This is a genomic window from Phyllobacterium sp. CL33Tsu (assembly GCF_900113985.1).
In the GTDB taxonomy this organism is placed as follows: domain Bacteria; phylum Pseudomonadota; class Alphaproteobacteria; order Rhizobiales; family Rhizobiaceae; genus Phyllobacterium; species Phyllobacterium pellucidum.
Window position 1 is genome coordinate 1 of sequence record NZ_FORJ01000010.1, and the last position, 16,752, is coordinate 16,752.

Annotated in this window: 14 protein-coding genes and 1 tRNA gene; 14 read left to right on the forward strand and 1 reads right to left on the reverse strand. The window is 57.9% G+C overall.

Going from position 1 to position 16,752, the window contains the following annotated elements:
- From BM074_RS22520 to rpoC, 10 genes are all read left to right on the forward strand, one after another.
- Window positions 1-120 (forward strand): EF-Tu C-terminal domain-related protein (locus BM074_RS22520; RefSeq protein ID WP_139217713.1); only part of this gene is annotated, 120 nt, incomplete at its 5' end.
- Between the two features lie 310 nt (window positions 121-430).
- Window positions 431-506 (forward strand) — tRNA-Trp (locus tag BM074_RS22525).
- A 228-nt stretch (window positions 507-734) separates the two neighbouring features.
- Window positions 735-935 carry a preprotein translocase subunit SecE gene (secE, locus tag BM074_RS22530; RefSeq protein ID WP_091925810.1) on the forward strand — a complete coding sequence of 67 codons (201 nt, stop codon included), beginning with the start codon at window positions 735-737 and terminating at the stop codon, window positions 933-935.
- A gap of 36 nt (window positions 936-971) precedes the next feature.
- A complete protein-coding gene (nusG, locus tag BM074_RS22535; protein WP_027229726.1) occupies window positions 972-1,502 on the forward strand; it encodes a transcription termination/antitermination protein NusG in 531 nt (176 codons plus the stop codon).
- A gap of 137 nt (window positions 1,503-1,639) precedes the next feature.
- The gene (rplK, locus tag BM074_RS22540; RefSeq protein ID WP_027229725.1) at window positions 1,640-2,068 is read left to right on the forward strand and encodes a 50S ribosomal protein L11; all 429 of its coding nucleotides are present in this window, start codon (window positions 1,640-1,642) and stop codon (window positions 2,066-2,068) included.
- Window positions 2,069-2,072: 4 nt separating this feature from the next.
- Window positions 2,073-2,771 carry a 50S ribosomal protein L1 gene (rplA, locus tag BM074_RS22545; protein WP_091925812.1) on the forward strand — a complete coding sequence of 233 codons (699 nt, stop codon included), beginning with the start codon at window positions 2,073-2,075 and terminating at the stop codon, window positions 2,769-2,771.
- A 342-nt stretch (window positions 2,772-3,113) separates the two neighbouring features.
- The gene (rplJ, locus tag BM074_RS22550; protein ID WP_027229723.1) at window positions 3,114-3,632 is read left to right on the forward strand and encodes a 50S ribosomal protein L10; all 519 of its coding nucleotides are present in this window, start codon (window positions 3,114-3,116) and stop codon (window positions 3,630-3,632) included.
- Between the two features lie 46 nt (window positions 3,633-3,678).
- Window positions 3,679-4,056: a 50S ribosomal protein L7/L12 gene (gene rplL / locus BM074_RS22555; RefSeq protein ID WP_027229722.1), complete on the forward strand. Its 378-nt coding sequence runs from the start codon at window positions 3,679-3,681 to the stop codon at window positions 4,054-4,056.
- A 212-nt stretch (window positions 4,057-4,268) separates the two neighbouring features.
- A complete protein-coding gene (rpoB, locus tag BM074_RS22560; RefSeq protein WP_027229721.1) occupies window positions 4,269-8,405 on the forward strand; it encodes a DNA-directed RNA polymerase subunit beta in 4,137 nt (1,378 codons plus the stop codon).
- 141 nt (window positions 8,406-8,546) lie between these two features.
- Complete coding sequence (gene rpoC / locus BM074_RS22565) at window positions 8,547-12,758, forward strand: DNA-directed RNA polymerase subunit beta' (RefSeq protein WP_027229720.1); 4,212 nt, start codon at window positions 8,547-8,549, stop codon at window positions 12,756-12,758.
- Between the two features lie 78 nt (window positions 12,759-12,836).
- Here the strand turns inward: rpoC and BM074_RS22570 are convergent, their stop codons facing one another.
- On the reverse strand, window positions 12,837-13,112 hold the full coding sequence (locus tag BM074_RS22570) for a hypothetical protein (RefSeq protein ID WP_091925815.1): 276 nt from the start codon (window positions 13,110-13,112) through the stop codon (window positions 12,837-12,839).
- 461 nt (window positions 13,113-13,573) lie between these two features.
- Here BM074_RS22570 and rpsL point away from each other — a divergent pair, with 461 nt between their 5' ends.
- The 4 genes from rpsL to BM074_RS22890 form a co-directional block, all read left to right on the forward strand.
- A complete protein-coding gene (rpsL, locus tag BM074_RS22575) occupies window positions 13,574-13,945 on the forward strand; it encodes a 30S ribosomal protein S12 (RefSeq protein ID WP_027229718.1) in 372 nt (123 codons plus the stop codon).
- A gap of 58 nt (window positions 13,946-14,003) precedes the next feature.
- On the forward strand, window positions 14,004-14,474 hold the full coding sequence (rpsG, locus tag BM074_RS22580) for a 30S ribosomal protein S7 (protein WP_027229717.1): 471 nt from the start codon (window positions 14,004-14,006) through the stop codon (window positions 14,472-14,474).
- Between the two features lie 33 nt (window positions 14,475-14,507).
- Window positions 14,508-16,595, forward strand: a complete 2,088-nt coding sequence (fusA, locus tag BM074_RS22585; protein ID WP_027229716.1) for an elongation factor G — start codon at window positions 14,508-14,510, stop codon at window positions 16,593-16,595.
- Window positions 16,596-16,657: 62 nt separating this feature from the next.
- On the forward strand, window positions 16,658-16,752 hold a 95-nt coding region (locus BM074_RS22890), incomplete at its 3' end, for a GTP-binding protein (protein ID WP_018010120.1).

Below are 16,752 nucleotides of genomic sequence, written 5' to 3' on the forward strand. Positions count from 1 at the left end.
AACATCGCAGTCGATGTGACGCTGATCGTGCCGATCGCCATGGAAGAGAAGCTCCGCTTCGCTATCCGTGAAGGCGGCCGCACCGTTGGTGCCGGCATCGTCTCGTCGATCATTGAGTAAAATCGTCTTCTGACGATTGCATTCGGGAAGGGCGGTCCTTGGGGCCGCCCTTTCTGCATTTGAGCGCTGGGCGGATCTTCCGCACGCGATTCGACTCCGACGTATAGGGCTTGAACTTACGGAACCTCGTCGCCATTTAGATTACTCGCCCAAGCAACTGATTCATCAATTCGCAGACCCGTAGCGGGGTTTGAGGCTTTTCAGGTGTTGCAAGAACTTCATTGGCAAACGAATTTTGCCGCAACTCACTGGAAGTCGTAATATTGCCCTTGAAATGGCGGCGGCTTTATGGAATGTACGCCGCCAATGCAGGGGAGTAGCTCAGTTGGTAGAGCGGCGGTCTCCAAAACCGTAGGTCGCAGGTTCGAACCCTGTCTCCCCTGCCAACGCATAATCTGCCGGGACACGATTGGATGGTGCCGCCGACAGATGTTTGGAAAAGAAGCGGCTCCGGGGACTTGCGTTTTTCCGGAATCGGTTCTATGTAACGTCAACAGACACGCGGTGCGTGGAGCTGAACGGTCAGCTTTACGGACCGCAATGGTGTGGACAGATGGTGTTGTGACAAGTTCAACACAGCATGTTTACAGCACAATGACACGCACGAGCGGTAAATGGCATCCAAAACGAATCCGATAACTTTTTTTCAGCAAGTGCGCGCTGAAACCGCAAAGGTCACATGGCCTTCGCGGCGCGAGACGCTCATTTCCACCGCGATGGTGATGATAATGGCGGCTTTTGCTGCGGTCTTTTTTTTCGCGGCCGATCAGTTGATGGCATTCGGGATCGATCTCGTTCTCGGTCTTGGCCGTTAACGCAGGCTGAACAAAAATCGGGATTGGGAATAAGTAATGACCGCGCGCTGGTACATCGTTCACGCCTATTCGAATTTTGAAAAGAAGGTCGCTGAGTCGATCGAAGAAAAGGCGAGGCAGAAGGGTCTGTCGCATCTTTTCGAGAAGATCCTCGTGCCGACCGAGAAAGTGGTCGAGGTGCGTCGTGGCCGCAAGGTCGACGCCGAGCGCAAGTTCTTCCCGGGCTATGTCCTGGTTCGTGCCGATCTGACGGATGACGCATATCATCTGATCAAGAACACGCCGAAGGTGACCGGGTTCCTGGGTTCCGACAACAAGCCGATTGCGATCTCCGACAAGGAAGCCGAGCGCATCCTGACCCAGGTCCAGGAAGGCGTCGAGCGTCCGAAGGCTTCGATCTCGTTCGAGATCGGCGAAAGCGTTCGCGTTGCCGATGGTCCGTTCGCTTCGTTCAACGGTACCGTGCAGGAAGTCGACGAAGAGCGTTCGCGCCTCAAGGTGGAAGTTTCGATTTTCGGCCGCGCTACGCCGGTCGACCTCGAATTTGGTCAGGTCGAGAAGGTCTGATCATCGCGGCTCACGGGTCGCGTGCCGCGCAAGCGGCAAACATGGTGGGAGGTGAGGCGATCTGAAGCCGGATCCCCGACCCGCACCACCAAACTGCAACCGCCGGTTTTCCGGCATAATGAAAAGGCAGAGAAGTTATGGCTAAGAAAGTAGCAGGCCAGCTCAAGCTGCAGGTTTCGGCAGGATCGGCAACGCCGTCCCCGCCGATCGGACCGGCACTTGGTCAGCGCGGCATCAACATCATGGAATTCTGCAAGGCGTTCAACGCGCAGACGCAGGAACTGGAAAAGGGTTCGCCCATTCCGGTCGTCATTACCTATTATCAGGACAAGTCCTTCACTTTTGTGATGAAGACGCCGCCGGTGTCTTACTTCCTGAAGAAGGCCGCAAATCTGAAGTCGGGCTCCAAGGAGCCAGGCAAGACGGTTGCCGGCAAGATCTCGCGCGACAAGGTCCGTGAAATCGCCGAAGCGAAGATGAAGGACCTGAACGCAGCGGACGTCGAAGCCGCAATGCGCATGGTCGAAGGTTCTGCCCGTTCGATGGGCCTGGAAGTGGTGGGCTAAGACGATGGCAAAACTTGCAAAGCGTGTAGCGAAGGTTCGCGAAGGCGTTGACCGCAACAAGCTCTATGACCTGACCTCGGCGATTGCCATGGTCAAGGAGCGTGCCGTTGCCAAGTTCGACGAAACGATCGAAGTCGCAATGAATCTCGGCGTTGATCCCCGCCATGCCGACCAGATGGTCCGCGGCGTCGTCAACCTGCCGAATGGCACGGGCCGTACGGTTCGCGTGGCTGTTTTCGCCCGCGGCGACAAGGCCGAAGAGGCCAAGAAGGCTGGTGCCGACATCGTTGGCGCCGAAGACCTGTTCGAGATCGTCAATGGCGGCAAGATCGATTTCGATCGCTGCATTGCGACCCCGGACATGATGCCGCTCGTCGGCCGTCTCGGTAAGGTTCTCGGCCCGCGCGGCATGATGCCAAACCCGAAGGTCGGTACGGTTACGGCTGACGTCACCGCTGCCGTCAAGGCCTCCAAGGGCGGCGCCGTAGAGTTCCGCGTCGAGAAGGCCGGTATCGTTCATGCGGGCGTTGGCAAGGCTTCGTTCGATGCCAAGGCGCTCGAAGAGAACATCAAGGCGTTCGCCGATGCCGTCACCAAGGCAAAGCCGGCCGGCGCCAAGGGTGAATACGTCAAGCGCGTCGCGATCTCGTCGACGATGGGCGCTGGCGTCAAGATCGATCCCGCAACGGTTCGCGTCGCGTAACCATTGCATCAATTCTCAAGCCCAAGCGTTTGAGATCAAAAGAATTCCAGGCCCTTCGGGGCCTGGATAACCGGATGAAAGTCCGGTTATCCTGTCCGAGATTGCGGGTGGTTCGCCTTAATTCGTATGAACCCGCATGAGACGTGGAACAACCAGGTTTGAGGGCGAAAGCCCGAGAACAAGGTTCGAACCGTAGTTGCCTTTCGCTATTGCCGGTTTCGGCAAGCAAGGGGGACAGGATCCTCAGGTGTTGCGTGGATCCAGTTTTCTAACTGGCCCCTTGCAGCAAAAGGCAACCCGGCAGGGACGCAATCAAGCGTTTCTGCCAAATGGAGAGAGACAGTGGAAAAAGCGGAAAAGCGCGAATTCGTCGCGTGGCTGAACGGGGTCTTCAAGGACTCTGGCTCAGTTGTCGTGGCCCACTATACCGGTCTCACCGTAGCGCAGCTGGGCGATCTTCGCTCCAAGATGCGTGATGCGGGTGGCACCGTTAAAGTCGCGAAGAACCGCCTCGCCAAAATCGCTCTTCAGGGTACGGATTCGGAAGGCATCGCTGACCTGTTCACAGGCCAGACACTCGTTGCCTATTCCAACGATCCGATTACGGCACCAAAGATCGCCATCGAATTTGCCAAGGGTAACGAAAAGCTCGTCATCCTCGGTGGCTCGATGGGAGCAACGACTCTCGACCCGGAAGGTGTAAAGGCTCTGGCCGCACTTCCGTCACTCGACGAGTTGCGCGCAAAGCTGGTTGGCATGATCCAGACCCCGGCCACGCGCATTGCTCAGATCGTCAACGCACCGGCAGGTCAGCTTGCCCGCGTTTTCGGCGCCTATGCCCGGAAGGACGAAGCGGCATAAGGCCGTTCTCGCTGTCAATTATCGAACCTTGTAAAGGAATATTACAATGACTGATCTCGCAAAGATCGTAGAAGACCTGTCCAACCTGACCGTTCTCGAAGCTGCTGAACTTTCGAAGCTTCTTGAAGAGAAGTGGGGCGTTTCCGCTGCTGCTCCGGTTGCTGTTGCTGCTGCCGCTGGCGGCGGTGCAGCTGCTGCCGCAGTTGAGGAAAAGACTGAATTCGACGTCGTTCTGACCGAAGCCGGCGCTAACAAGATCAACGTGATCAAGGAAGTCCGCGCAATCACCGGTCTCGGCCTCAAGGAAGCCAAGGACCTCGTTGAAGCAGCTCCGAAGCCGGTCAAGGAAGCCGCGACCAAGGACGAAGCTGACAAGATCAAGGCACAGCTCGAAGCTGCTGGCGCCAAGGTCGAACTCAAGTAAGTCTTGCGTTTTGGGCGGGCAGGGCAACCTGCCCGCCACTCCCGCTCTGGGGGTGATGCAGAATTCCCCTCCACGTTGGAGGGTCCGGTACTGAACCCTTTTCCTGACGGCAAGATTGATGCTTTCAGGAAACGGGTTTTGTCCCGTTCACGGGGCCGCAAATGCGGTTTTAAGAAACAGGCCAGTTTCTGGCATAAAGACGAGGAGCGACGATGGCTCAGACCCATTCTTTCAATGGTCGTAGGCGCGTACGCAAGTTTTTCGGTAAGATTCCGGAAGTCGCAGAGATGCCGAACCTCATCGAGGTTCAAAAAGCTTCCTACGATCAGTTTCTGATGGTGGAAGAGCCCAAGGGCGGGCGACTGGATGAAGGTCTGCAGGCTGTCTTCAAGTCTGTATTTCCGATTTCGGATTTCTCGGGCGCTTCCATGCTCGAATTCGTCAAGTACGAGTTCGAAGCTCCCAAGTTCGACGTGGATGAATGCCGGCAGCGCGATCTGACCTATGCAGCGCCGCTGAAGGTGACGCTGCGCCTCATCGTGTTCGATATCGACGAGGATACCGGCGCGAAGTCGATCAAGGACATCAAGGAACAGGACGTCTACATGGGCGATATGCCGCTCATGACGGACAACGGCACGTTCATTGTGAACGGCACCGAGCGCGTTATCGTATCGCAGATGCACCGTTCGCCCGGCGTGTTCTTCGATCACGACAAGGGCAAGACGCATTCGTCGGGCAAGCTTCTTTTCGCTGCCCGCGTCATTCCATACCGCGGTTCCTGGCTCGACATCGAGTTCGATGCCAAGGACGTCGTCTATGCGCGTATCGATCGCCGCCGCAAGATTCCGGTGACGTCGCTGCTCATGGCGCTTGGCATGGACTCGGAAGAGATTCTGTCGACCTTCTACAACTCCATCACGTTCAGCCGTGACGGGGAAGGCTGGCGCATTCCTTATTCGGTCGACCGCTTCAAGGGCTTTAAGGCCACCTCCGACGTGATCGACGCCGACACCGGCGAAGTCGTGCTCGAATCCGGCAAGAAGCTGACCGCACGCAGTGCCAAGCAGCTTGCTGAAAAGGGCCTGAAGTTCATCAAGGCCACCGAGGACGACCTGTTCGGCTCGTACCTTGCCGAGGACATCGTCAATTTCGAGACCGGTGAGGTTTACCTCGAAGCCGGCGACGAACTTGACGAGAAGACCCTCAAGGTTCTGCTCGATACCGGCACGGAAGAAATCAACGTTCTTGATATCGACCATGTCAATATCGGACCGTATATCCGCAACACGCTGGCCGTGGACAAGAACGAAAGCCGCCAGGATGCGCTGTTCGACATCTACCGCGTGATGCGTCCGGGTGAGCCGCCAACGATCGACTCGGCGGAAGCAATGTTCAAGTCGCTGTTCTTCGACAGCGAACGTTATGATCTGTCGGCAGTCGGCCGCGTGAAGATGAACATGCGCCTCGACCTCAATGCAGAAGACACTGTTCGTGTTCTGCGCAAGGAAGACATCCTTGCCGTGGTCAAGATGCTTGTCGACCTGCGCGATGGCCGCGGTGAAATCGACGACATCGACAATCTCGGCAACCGCCGTGTCCGTTCGGTCGGCGAATTGATGGAGAACCAGTACCGTGTTGGCTTGCTTCGCATGGAGCGCGCCATCAAGGAACGCATGTCCTCGATCGAAATCGACACCGTAATGCCGCAGGATCTGATCAACGCGAAGCCGGCTGCCGCAGCCGTTCGCGAGTTCTTCGGTTCCTCGCAGCTGTCGCAGTTCATGGATCAGACCAACCCCTTGTCCGAGATCACGCACAAGCGTCGTCTTTCGGCACTTGGACCGGGCGGTTTGACCCGCGAGCGCGCCGGCTTCGAAGTTCGCGACGTTCATCCGACGCATTACGGCCGTATCTGCCCGATCGAAACGCCGGAAGGCCCGAATATCGGTCTGATCAACTCGCTCGCAACCTTCGCCCGCGTCAACAAGTATGGCTTCATCGAGAGCCCGTACCGCAAGATCGTTGACGGCAAGGTCACGGACGAAGTCGTCTATCTGTCGGCCATGGAAGAAGCCAAATATCACGTGGCCCAGGCCAATGTGGAACTGGACGCCACGGGCGGGTTCACCGACGAATTCGTCGTCTGCCGCCATGCCGGTGAAGTTCTGATGGCGCCGCGTGAAAACGTGGACCTGATGGACGTTTCGCCCAAGCAGCTCGTTTCGGTCGCCGCGGCGCTCATTCCGTTCCTCGAGAACGATGACGCCAACCGCGCCCTGATGGGTTCGAACATGCAGCGTCAGGCCGTTCCTCTGGTTCGCGCCGAGGCTCCGTTCGTCGGCACGGGCATGGAACCGATCGTTGCGCGCGACTCGGGCGCCGCTATCGGTGCACGCCGTACGGGTATCGTTGACCAGGTAGATGCGACCCGTATCGTTATTCGTGCGACGGAAGACCTCGTGCCCGGCAAGTCGGGCGTCGATATCTATCGCCTGATGAAGTTCCAGCGCTCGAACCAGAACACCTGTATCAACCAGCGTCCGCTGGTGCGTGTGGGTGACCGGATCGAGAAGGGCGACATCATCGCTGACGGTCCTTCGACCGATCTTGGCGATCTGGCGCTCGGCCGCAACGTGCTCGTCGCGTTCATGCCCTGGAACGGCTACAACTACGAAGACTCGATCCTGCTTTCCGAGAAGATCGTTTCGGACGATGTCTTCACCTCGATCCATATCGAGGAGTTCGAAGTCATGGCCCGCGACACGAAGCTCGGACCTGAGGAAATCACACGCGACATTCCGAACGTTTCGGAAGAAGCGCTGAAGAACCTCGACGAAGCCGGCATCGTCTATATCGGCGCCGAAGTTCAGCCGGGCGATATTCTCGTCGGCAAGATCACGCCGAAGGGCGAAAGCCCGATGACGCCGGAAGAAAAGCTTCTGCGCGCCATCTTCGGTGAAAAGGCTTCGGACGTCCGCGATACCTCGATGCGCATGCCGCCCGGGACCTACGGTACGGTTGTGGAAGTTCGCGTCTTCAATCGCCACGGCGTTGAGAAGGACGAACGCGCCATGGCAATCGAGCGCGAGGAAATCGAGCGTCTCGCCAAGGACCGTGACGACGAGCAGGCAATTCTCGACCGCAACGTCTATGGCCGCCTGGTCGATGTTCTCAACGGCAAGGTAGCCGTTGCCGGACCGAAGGCGTTCAAGAAGGGCACGACCGTTACCCAGGCAGTCATGGGTGAATACCCGCGCTCCCAGTGGTGGCAGTTTGCCGTCGAAGACGAGAAGGTACAGGGCGAAATCGAAGCTCTGCGCAACCAGTACGACGATTCCAAGAAGCTGCTCGAACAGCGCTTCATGGACAAGGTCGAGAAGGTCCAGCGCGGCGACGAGATGCCTCCTGGCGTCATGAAGATGGTCAAGGTCTTCGTTGCTGTGAAGCGCAAGATCCAGCCAGGCGACAAGATGGCCGGCCGTCACGGCAACAAGGGCGTTGTTTCGCGTATCGCCGCTGTTGAGGATATGCCGTTCCTTGAAGACGGAACGCATGTCGATATCGTGCTCAATCCGCTTGGCGTGCCAAGCCGCATGAATGTCGGTCAGATCCTCGAGACGCATCTCGGCTGGGCCTGCGCCGGCATGGGCAAGAAGATCGGCGAGCTGATCGAAGCCTACAAGGCACAGGGCGATATTGCGCCGCTCCGGACCACGATCGAGTCGATCATTCCGGACAACGACCGTAATGAGCCGGTTCGCAACTATGACGACGAGAGCATCGTTCGTCTCGGCGAGCAGATGAAGCGCGGTGTATCGATTGCAACGCCGGTCTTCGACGGTGCGCATGAGCCAGACATCAACGTGATGCTGGAACAGGCGGGCCTGAAGTCCTCGGGTCAGTCGACGCTCTATGACGGACGTACGGGTGAAACGTTCGATCGCCAGGTTACAGTCGGCTACATCTATATGCTGAAGCTGCACCACCTGGTCGACGACAAGATCCACGCCCGTTCGATCGGACCTTACTCGCTCGTCACGCAGCAGCCGCTGGGTGGCAAGGCGCAGTTCGGTGGCCAGCGCTTCGGTGAAATGGAGGTCTGGGCCCTTGAAGCATACGGTGCGGCATACACGCTGCAGGAAATGCTGACGGTCAAGTCCGACGACGTTGCCGGTCGTACCAAGGTCTACGAGGCGATCGTCCGCGGCGACGATACGTTCGAGGCCGGCATTCCGGAGAGCTTCAACGTTCTCGTCAAGGAAATGCGTTCGCTCGGACTGAATGTCGAACTGGACGATACGCGACAGCAGGAACAACAGCAGGCGCTTCCAGACGCTGCTGAATAAGAAGGGAAGGGTGCGCAGTTTCGCTGCGCACCCGACCAGTATGTTCGAGCCGCTGCAGAAGCGGCATTTGATCCAGATGGACCCGCGGCGGCGGCTATCCATCGCAAGTAGAGGGCAGGCTTTGCCCCATGGAGAAACGGCATGAACCAAGAGGTCATGAATCTTTTCAATCCTCAGGTGCCTGTGCAGGCATTCGATTCCATCCGGATATCGATCGCCAGCCCTGAGAAGATTCTGTCCTGGTCATACGGTGAGATCAAGAAGCCGGAGACGATCAACTACCGCACCTTCAAGCCGGAGCGGGATGGTCTCTTCTGCGCGCGGATCTTCGGGCCGATCAAGGACTATGAATGCTTGTGCGGCAAGTACAAGCGCATGAAATACAAGGGCATCATCTGCGAAAAGTGCGGCGTCGAAGTCACGCTGTCGCGCGTTCGCCGTGAGCGCATGGGCCATATCGAACTCGCGGCTCCGGTTGCGCATATCTGGTTCCTGAAGTCCCTTCCGAGCCGTATCGGCACGTTGCTCGACATGACCCTCAAGGGCATCGAGCGCGTTCTCTATTTCGAGAACTACATCGTGACCGAGCCGGGCCTGACAGCTCTCAAGGAACATCAGCTTCTTTCTGAAGAAGAGTACATGATCGCCGTCGACGAATACGGTGAGGACGCCTTCACGGCGCTCATCGGCGCCGAAGCCATTCATGAACTTCTGGCTTCGATGGATCTCGAAAAGATCGCCGGCGACCTCCGGGCGGAACTTGCCGAGACGACCTCGGATCTGAAGCAGAAGAAGCTGATGAAGCGTCTGAAGATCGTCGAAAACTTCCTGGAATCGGGCAACCGTCCGGAATGGATGATCATGAAGATCGTTCCGGTCATTCCGCCGGATCTGCGCCCGCTCGTGCCGCTCGATGGCGGCCGTTTCGCGACGTCCGATCTCAACGATCTTTATCGCCGCGTCATCAACCGTAACAACCGCCTGAAGCGCCTGATCGAACTGCGCGCGCCCGGCATCATCATCCGCAACGAGAAGCGCATGCTTCAGGAGTCGGTTGATGCTCTGTTCGACAACGGCCGTCGCGGCCGCGTCATCACCGGCGCCAACAAGCGTCCGCTGAAGTCGCTGTCCGACATGCTCAAGGGCAAGCAGGGCCGCTTCCGCCAGAACCTGCTCGGCAAGCGCGTCGACTATTCCGGCCGTTCGGTTATCGTGACCGGTCCGGAGTTGAAGCTCCACCAGTGCGGCCTGCCAAAGAAGATGGCGCTCGAACTGTTCAAGCCGTTCATCTACGCCCGTCTCGACGCCAAGGGTTACTCCTCGACCGTCAAGCAGGCGAAGAAGCTGGTTGAAAAGGAAAAGCCGGAAGTCTGGGATATTCTCGACGAGGTCATCCGCGAGCACCCGGTTCTCCTGAACCGCGCGCCGACACTGCACCGTCTTGGCATCCAGGCCTTCGAGCCCACCCTGATCGAAGGCAAGGCCATCCAGCTGCATCCGCTCGTCTGTACCGCTTTCAACGCGGACTTCGACGGCGACCAGATGGCTGTTCACGTGCCGCTTTCGCTGGAAGCCCAGCTCGAAGCCCGCGTCCTGATGATGTCGACGAATAACATCCTGCATCCCGCCAACGGTCTGCCGGTTATCGTTCCGTCGCAGGACATGGTTCTCGGTCTCTACTACCTGTCGATCGTCGCGGCCAAGGAGCCGGGCGAGGGAATGGCGTTCGCCGATATGGGCGAGCTTCACCACGCCATCGGCAGCGGAGCGGTTACCCTGCACACCAAGATCAAGGGCCGCTTCAAGAGCATAGATGCGGACGGCAAGCCGACCTCGAAGATCTATGAGACCACGCCTGGCCGTATGATCATCGGCGAACTGCTGCCGAAGCACCACAACGTGCCTTTCGACATCTGCAACCAGGAAATGACCAAGAAGAACATCTCCAAGATGATCGACACGGTTTATCGCCATTGCGGTCAGAAAGAGACGGTCATTTTCTGCGATCGCATCATGCAGCTCGGCTTCGCCCATGCCTGCCGCGCCGGTATTTCCTTCGGCAAGGACGACATGGTCATTCCGGAAACCAAGGCGAAGCTCGTTGCCGAGACCGAAGCTCTGGCGACGGAATACGAGCAGCAGTACAATGACGGCCTGATCACTCAGGGCGAGAAGTACAACAAGGTTGTCGACGCTTGGGGCAAGTGCACCGAGAAGGTCGCCGACGAGATGATGGCACGCATCAAGGCCGTCGAGTTCGATCCTGTTACTGGCCGCCAGAAGCAGATGAACTCGATCTACATGATGTCGCACTCGGGTGCTCGTGGTTCGCCGAACCAGATGCGTCAGCTTGGCGGCATGCGCGGCCTGATGGCCAAGCCCTCGGGCGAGATCATCGAGACGCCGATCATTTCGAACTTCAAGGAAGGTCTGACCGTTAACGAGTACTTCAACTCGACCCACGGTGCCCGTAAGGGTCTCGCCGACACCGCCTTGAAGACGGCCAACTCCGGTTACCTTACACGCCGTCTTGTTGACGTCGCGCAGGATTGCATCGTCATCTCGACCGATTGCGGTACGACCACCGGTCTTACCATGCAGCCGATCGTCGATGCCGGTCAGGTTGTCGCGACCCTCGGCCAGCGTGTCCTCGGCCGTACGGCGCTCGAAGATATCGTGCATCCGGTCTCCAGCGATGTTCTCGTCGCCGGCGGCAAGATCATCGACGAGTTCGATGTCGATGCGATCGAAAAGGCTGGCGTTCAGTCGATTCGTATCCGTTCGGCACTGACTTGCGAGACGCGCGGCGGTATCTGCGCCAAGTGCTATGGCCGCGATCTGGCCCGTGGTACGCCGGTCAACCAGGGTGAAGCTGTCGGCGTTATCGCCGCGCAGTCGATCGGTGAGCCGGGCACGCAGCTGACGATGCGTACGTTCCACCTTGGTGGTACGGCACAGGTTGTCGATCAGTCGTTCCTCGAAGCAAGCTACGAGGGTACGGTCCAGATCCGCAACCGCAACGTAGTGCGCAACTCGGACGGCCATCTGGTCGTCATGGGCCGCAACATGGCTGTCGTCATTCTCGATGCCAACGGCAAGGAACGCGCCACGCATCGCGTCACCTACGGTTCGCGCATCTATGTCGATGATGGTGACAACGTGAAGCGCGGCCAGCGCATTGCCGAGTGGGATCCATATACCCGTCCGGTCATGACGGAAGTCGAAGGTCATGTCGAATTCGAAGACATGGTCGACGGTCTTTCGGTCGCGGAAACGACGGACGAGTCGACGGGCATCACCAAGCGCGTCGTCATCGACTGGCGTTCGACCCCGCGCGGTTCCGATCTGAAGCCTGCGATCGTCGTCAAGGACAAGGCCGGCAAGGTGATGAAACTGGCAAAGGGCGGCGATGCACGCTTCCAGTTGTCGGTCGAGTCGATCCTTTCGGTCGAGCCGGGTTCGCATGTGAAGGCGGGTGACGTTCTTGCCCGTATTCCGATGGAAAGCGCCAAGACCAAGGACATCACCGGTGGTCTGCCGCGCGTTGCGGAACTGTTCGAGGCACGTCGTCCGAAGGACCATGCGATCATCGCTGAGATCGATGGTACGGTTCGTTTCGGCCGTGACTACAAGAACAAGCGTCGCATCGTCATCGAACCGAACGACGAGACGCTCGAGCCTGTCGAGTATCTGATCCCCAAGGGCAAGCCGTTCCATCTTCAGGACGGTGACGCCATCGAAAAGGGCGATTACATCCTCGACGGCAATCCGGCGCCGCACGACATCCTGGCGATCAAGGGTGTGGAAGCACTTGCTTCCTACCTCGTCAACGAAATCCAGGAAGTCTACCGGTTGCAGGGCGTTCTGATCAACGACAAGCACATCGAAGTGATTGTCCGTCAGATGCTGCAGAAGGTCGAGATCACCGAATCCGGCGATACCGGCTTTATCCCCGGCGATCATGTCGATCGTATCGAGCTCGACGAGATCAACGAGCGTCTTGAGGAAGACGGCAAGAAGCCGGGCTACGGTGTTCCGGTTCTTCTCGGCATCACCAAGGCCTCGCTGCAGACCCCGTCGTTCATCTCGGCGGCATCCTTCCAGGAAACGACCCGCGTCCTCACCGAAGCGGCCGTTGCCGGCAAGATGGATGCTCTGCAGGGCCTGAAGGAAAACGTCATCGTTGGACGTCTGATCCCGGCAGGTACCGGCGGCACGGTCAAGCAGATCCGCCGCATTGCCGTGGCTCGCGACGAGCTTATCATCGACGAGCGCCGCAAGGAGTCCGGGGCAACGGCTGCCAAGGCAAGCCCGATGCTCGCGGACATGACGGACCAGTCCGCCGCCGAATAAGGCTGGTTGAACCAAATGAAGAGGCCGCCGCGAGTTGATCGCGGCGGCCTTGTCTATTCGAGCACGTTGATCCGGTTTCTATTCGTTGAACTCGATGAGCGCCGCCTGGCCAGTAAGCGCATTCTGCCAGGCAGAGCGGTGCGGCTCCTCATCCGGCTCTTCGGTGATCGTGCCGATTTCGAGAAGTTCAGCTTCGTCATAGCCTTCGTTGGCGAGAATCTGCAGAGCGATGTTCACCAGATTTTCTGTGTCGTCGGTGATGAGCAGCAGATGGACCTGCCTCGGGTCCTCGTCCTTCTCCTTCCAGACGTCGGCGACGATGAGATTGACCGGTTTTGGTGAGTCTTCAGCCATTCGATGATTCCCTTGGCAAATAATGCTGATGATGGATTTGAACGTGTCCTAGCACGAACGGTTGCGACGTCGTCGTGGAATACGTGAAATTTTGCTTGAAATAACGCCTGTTCGGCGAAACTATCTTTCAATGGGCCGGTGCTGCGCCGCTAAAGCGCGCAAACCTTAATAAATCTTGGCGTTCAGGCTTGACTGTAACGCAATGACCAAGTATCAGCACGCCATCTGAGCCGATGTGAGATTGGCTTTTTCGGAGCGACTCGCTCTGGAGTTCATCTCAAACAGGGTTCGTTTTACGATCGATATGCAATTGCCGCTCGCACGAGGCCTTATGGTCTCCTCTGCTTTTATTCGGGCAAGCCACCAACCGGTGGTTCTGTTGCCCGAATTCGTGCATGAGCATGGCGCTGAAACGGCCCTGACGGGCGAAGATACGAGATTTGTGAAAGAGGGAAGGTTGAATGCCTACCGTAAACCAGCTGATCCGCAAGCCGCGCGTTGCGCCGGTAAAGCGCAATAAAGTCCCTGCTCTGCAGGAAAATCCGCAGAAGCGCGGCGTTTGCACTCGCGTCTACACGACGACCCCGAAGAAGCCGAACTCGGCTCTGCGTAAGGTCGCCAAGGTGCGTCTGACGAACGGATTTGAAGTCATCGGATATATTCCGGGTGAGGGGCATAACCTTCAGGAACACTCCGTCGTGATGATCCGCGGCGGCCGTGTAAAGGACTTGCCGGGTGTTCGTTACCACATCATCCGTGGTGTTCTGGATACCCAGGGCGTTAAGAACCGCAAGCAGCGCCGTTCGAAGTACGGTGCGAAGCGTCCGAAGTAAGATTTACCCGGGCTCAAGCCATGTGTGGCGAGCCTGACGAAGCGAAGAGACAGAGAATATGTCCAGACGCCATAGTGCAGAAAAGCGTGAGATCAACCCGGATCCGAAGTTCGGTGATCTCGTTCTGACCAAGTTCATGAATGCAGTCATGCTTCATGGCAAGAAGTCCGTTGCGGAGCGCATCGTTTACGGTGCGCTTGAGTCCGTCGAAACCAAGAGCAAGCAGGAGCCGGTTGCCCTGTTCCATCAGGCTCTCGACAATGTTGCGCCGCACGTCGAAGTGCGCTCGCGCCGCGTTGGTGGTGCAACGTACCAGGTTCCGGTCGACGTTCGTCCCGAGCGCCGTCAGGCTCTTGCCATCCGTTGGCTCATCAATGCAGCCCGTGGCCGTAACGAGTCGACCATGGTCGATCGCCTGTCCGGTGAATTGCTGGATGCTGCAAACAACCGCGGCTCGGCTGTGAAGAAGCGTGAAGACACGCATCGCATGGCAGAAGCCAACCGCGCATTCTCGCATTACCGCTGGTAATCGTCGAAACCCTATTCTTGAAGGCAACCTATCATGGCCCGCGAATATAAAATCGAAGACTACCGTAATTTCGGTATCATGGCGCACATCGACGCCGGCAAGACCACGACGACCGAGCGTATTCTTTACTACACCGGTAAGTCGCACAAGATCGGTGAAGTCCACGATGGCGCCGCAACCATGGACTGGATGGAGCAGGAGCAGGAGCGTGGCATCACGATCACCTCTGCCGCGACCACCACGTTCTGGAAGGGCCGTGACGGCAAGATGCGCCGTTTCAACATCATCGACACGCCTGGCCACGTTGACTTCACGATTGAAGTTGAACGCTCGCTGCGCGTTCTCGACGGTGCGATTGCTCTCCTCGACGCCAATGCCGGTGTCGAGCCGCAGACTGAAACCGTCTGGCGTCAGGCTGAGAAGTATCATGTCCCGCGCATGATCTTCGTCAACAAGATGGACAAGACCGGCGCCGATTTCTATCGCTGCGTCGACATGGTCAAGAGCCGTCTTGGCGCGAAGGCGCTCGTCATGCAGCTGCCGATCGGTGCCGAGAACGAGTTCAAGGGCGTTATCGACCTCATCGAGATGAAGGCTCTTGTCTGGCGCGACGAACAGCTCGGCGCCCAGTGGGACGTCGTCGAGATTCCGGCCGACCTTAAGGACAAGGCTGAAGAATTCCGTGAGAAGCTCATCGAGACCGCTGTTGAGGTCGAGGAAGCTGCCATGGAAGCCTATCTCGAAGGCAACATGCCTGACAATGACAAGCTGCGCGCGCTCATCCGCGTCGGCACCTGCCGCGTCGAATTCCACCCGGTATTCTGCGGCTCTGCGTTCAAGAACAAGGGCGTTCAGCCGCTGCTCGATGGTGTCGTAGAATTCTTGCCTTCGCCGGTCGACGTTCCTGCGATCAAGGGTATCGATCCCAAGACCGATGCGGAAACGGTTCGCAAGTCTTCTGACGAAGAGCCGCTGTCGATGCTCGCATTCAAGATCATGAACGACCCGTTCGTCGGCTCGCTCACGTTTTGCCGCATCTACTCGGGCAAGCTTACCAAGGGTATCTCGCTCGACAACACGGTGAAGCTCAAGCGTGAACGCATCGGCCGCATGCTGCAGATGCACTCCAATTCGCGTGAAGACATCGAAGAAGCATTTGCCGGCGACATTGTTGCCCTGGCAGGCCTCAAGGAAACGACGACGGGCGACACTCTCTGCGATCCGCTGAAGCCGGTCATTCTGGAACGCATGGTGTTTCCGGAACCGGTTATCTCGATCGCGATCGAGCCGAAGACCAAGGCCGACCAGGAAAAGATGGGCCTCGCGCTTAATCGCCTTGCTGCTGAAGATCCTTCATTCCGCGTCAAGTCGGACGAAGAATCCGGCCAGACGATCATCTCCGGCATGGGCGAGCTTCATCTCGACATTCTCGTTGACCGTATGCGTCGTGAGTTCAAGGTCGAGGCGAATGTCGGCAATCCGCAGGTTGCCTATCGTGAATCGATCACCCGCAAGGCTGAAATCGACTACACGCACAAGAAGCAGTCCGGTGGTTCGGGTCAGTTCGCCCGCATCAAGGTCGTCTTCGAGCCGCATGACGGCGACGAGTTCATCTTCGAATCGAAGATCGTCGGCGGTGCGATCCCGAAGGAATACATCCCTGGTGTTGAAAAGGGTATCCTGAGCGTTATGGGTGCGGGTCCGCTCGCAGGCTTCCCGATGCTCGGCGTGAAAGCCACGCTGATCGACGGTGCCTACCATGATGTGGACTCCTCGGTTCTCGCCTTCGAAATCGCAGCCCGCGCTGCATTCCGCGAAGGTGCGCAGAAGGCCGGTGCCCAGCTGCTCGAACCGATCATGAAGGTCGAGGTCGTAACTCCTGAAGATTACGTCGGTGACGTGATTGGCGATCTGAACTCACGTCGTGGTCAGATTTCGGGTACGGAAGCTCGTGGTATCGCGACCGTCGTCAATGCAAACGTGCCGCTGGCCAACATGTTTGGCTATGTGAGCAACCTGCGTTCGATGAGCCAGGGTCGTGCGCAGTACACGATGCAGTTCGATCACTACGAGCCTGTTCCGACGGCAGTCGCGCAGGAAATCCAGAAGAAGTTTGCGTAACCATAAGGTTGCGCGTGACAGTTGAGAAGCCTGAGCAGGCGAACATATAACGGAGAGCTCAGATGGCTAAGAGCAAGTTTGAACGTAACAAGCCGCACGTCAACATTGGCACGATTGGTCACGTTGACCATGGCAAGACGTCGTTGACGGCAGCGAT

Bases quoted from the DNA above. Each gene is read 5' to 3' on its own strand.
- BM074_RS22570 (WP_091925815.1), bottom strand. From the start codon at position 13,112: ATGGCTGAAGACTCACCAAAACCGGTCAATCTCATCGTCGCCGACGTC.
- rpsG (WP_027229717.1), top strand. From the start codon at position 14,004: ATGTCCAGACGCCATAGTGCAGAAAAGCGTGAGATCAACCCGGATCCG.
- nusG (WP_027229726.1), top strand. From the start codon at position 972: ATGACCGCGCGCTGGTACATCGTTCACGCCTATTCGAATTTTGAAAAG.
- fusA (WP_027229716.1), top strand. From the start codon at position 14,508: ATGGCCCGCGAATATAAAATCGAAGACTACCGTAATTTCGGTATCATG.
- rplA (WP_091925812.1), top strand. From the start codon at position 2,073: ATGGCAAAACTTGCAAAGCGTGTAGCGAAGGTTCGCGAAGGCGTTGAC.
- rplL (WP_027229722.1), top strand. From the start codon at position 3,679: ATGACTGATCTCGCAAAGATCGTAGAAGACCTGTCCAACCTGACCGTT.
- secE (WP_091925810.1), top strand. From the start codon at position 735: ATGGCATCCAAAACGAATCCGATAACTTTTTTTCAGCAAGTGCGCGCT.
- rpoC (WP_027229720.1), top strand. From the start codon at position 8,547: ATGAACCAAGAGGTCATGAATCTTTTCAATCCTCAGGTGCCTGTGCAG.
- rpsL (WP_027229718.1), top strand. From the start codon at position 13,574: ATGCCTACCGTAAACCAGCTGATCCGCAAGCCGCGCGTTGCGCCGGTA.
- rpoB (WP_027229721.1), top strand. From the start codon at position 4,269: ATGGCTCAGACCCATTCTTTCAATGGTCGTAGGCGCGTACGCAAGTTT.
- rplK (WP_027229725.1), top strand. From the start codon at position 1,640: ATGGCTAAGAAAGTAGCAGGCCAGCTCAAGCTGCAGGTTTCGGCAGGA.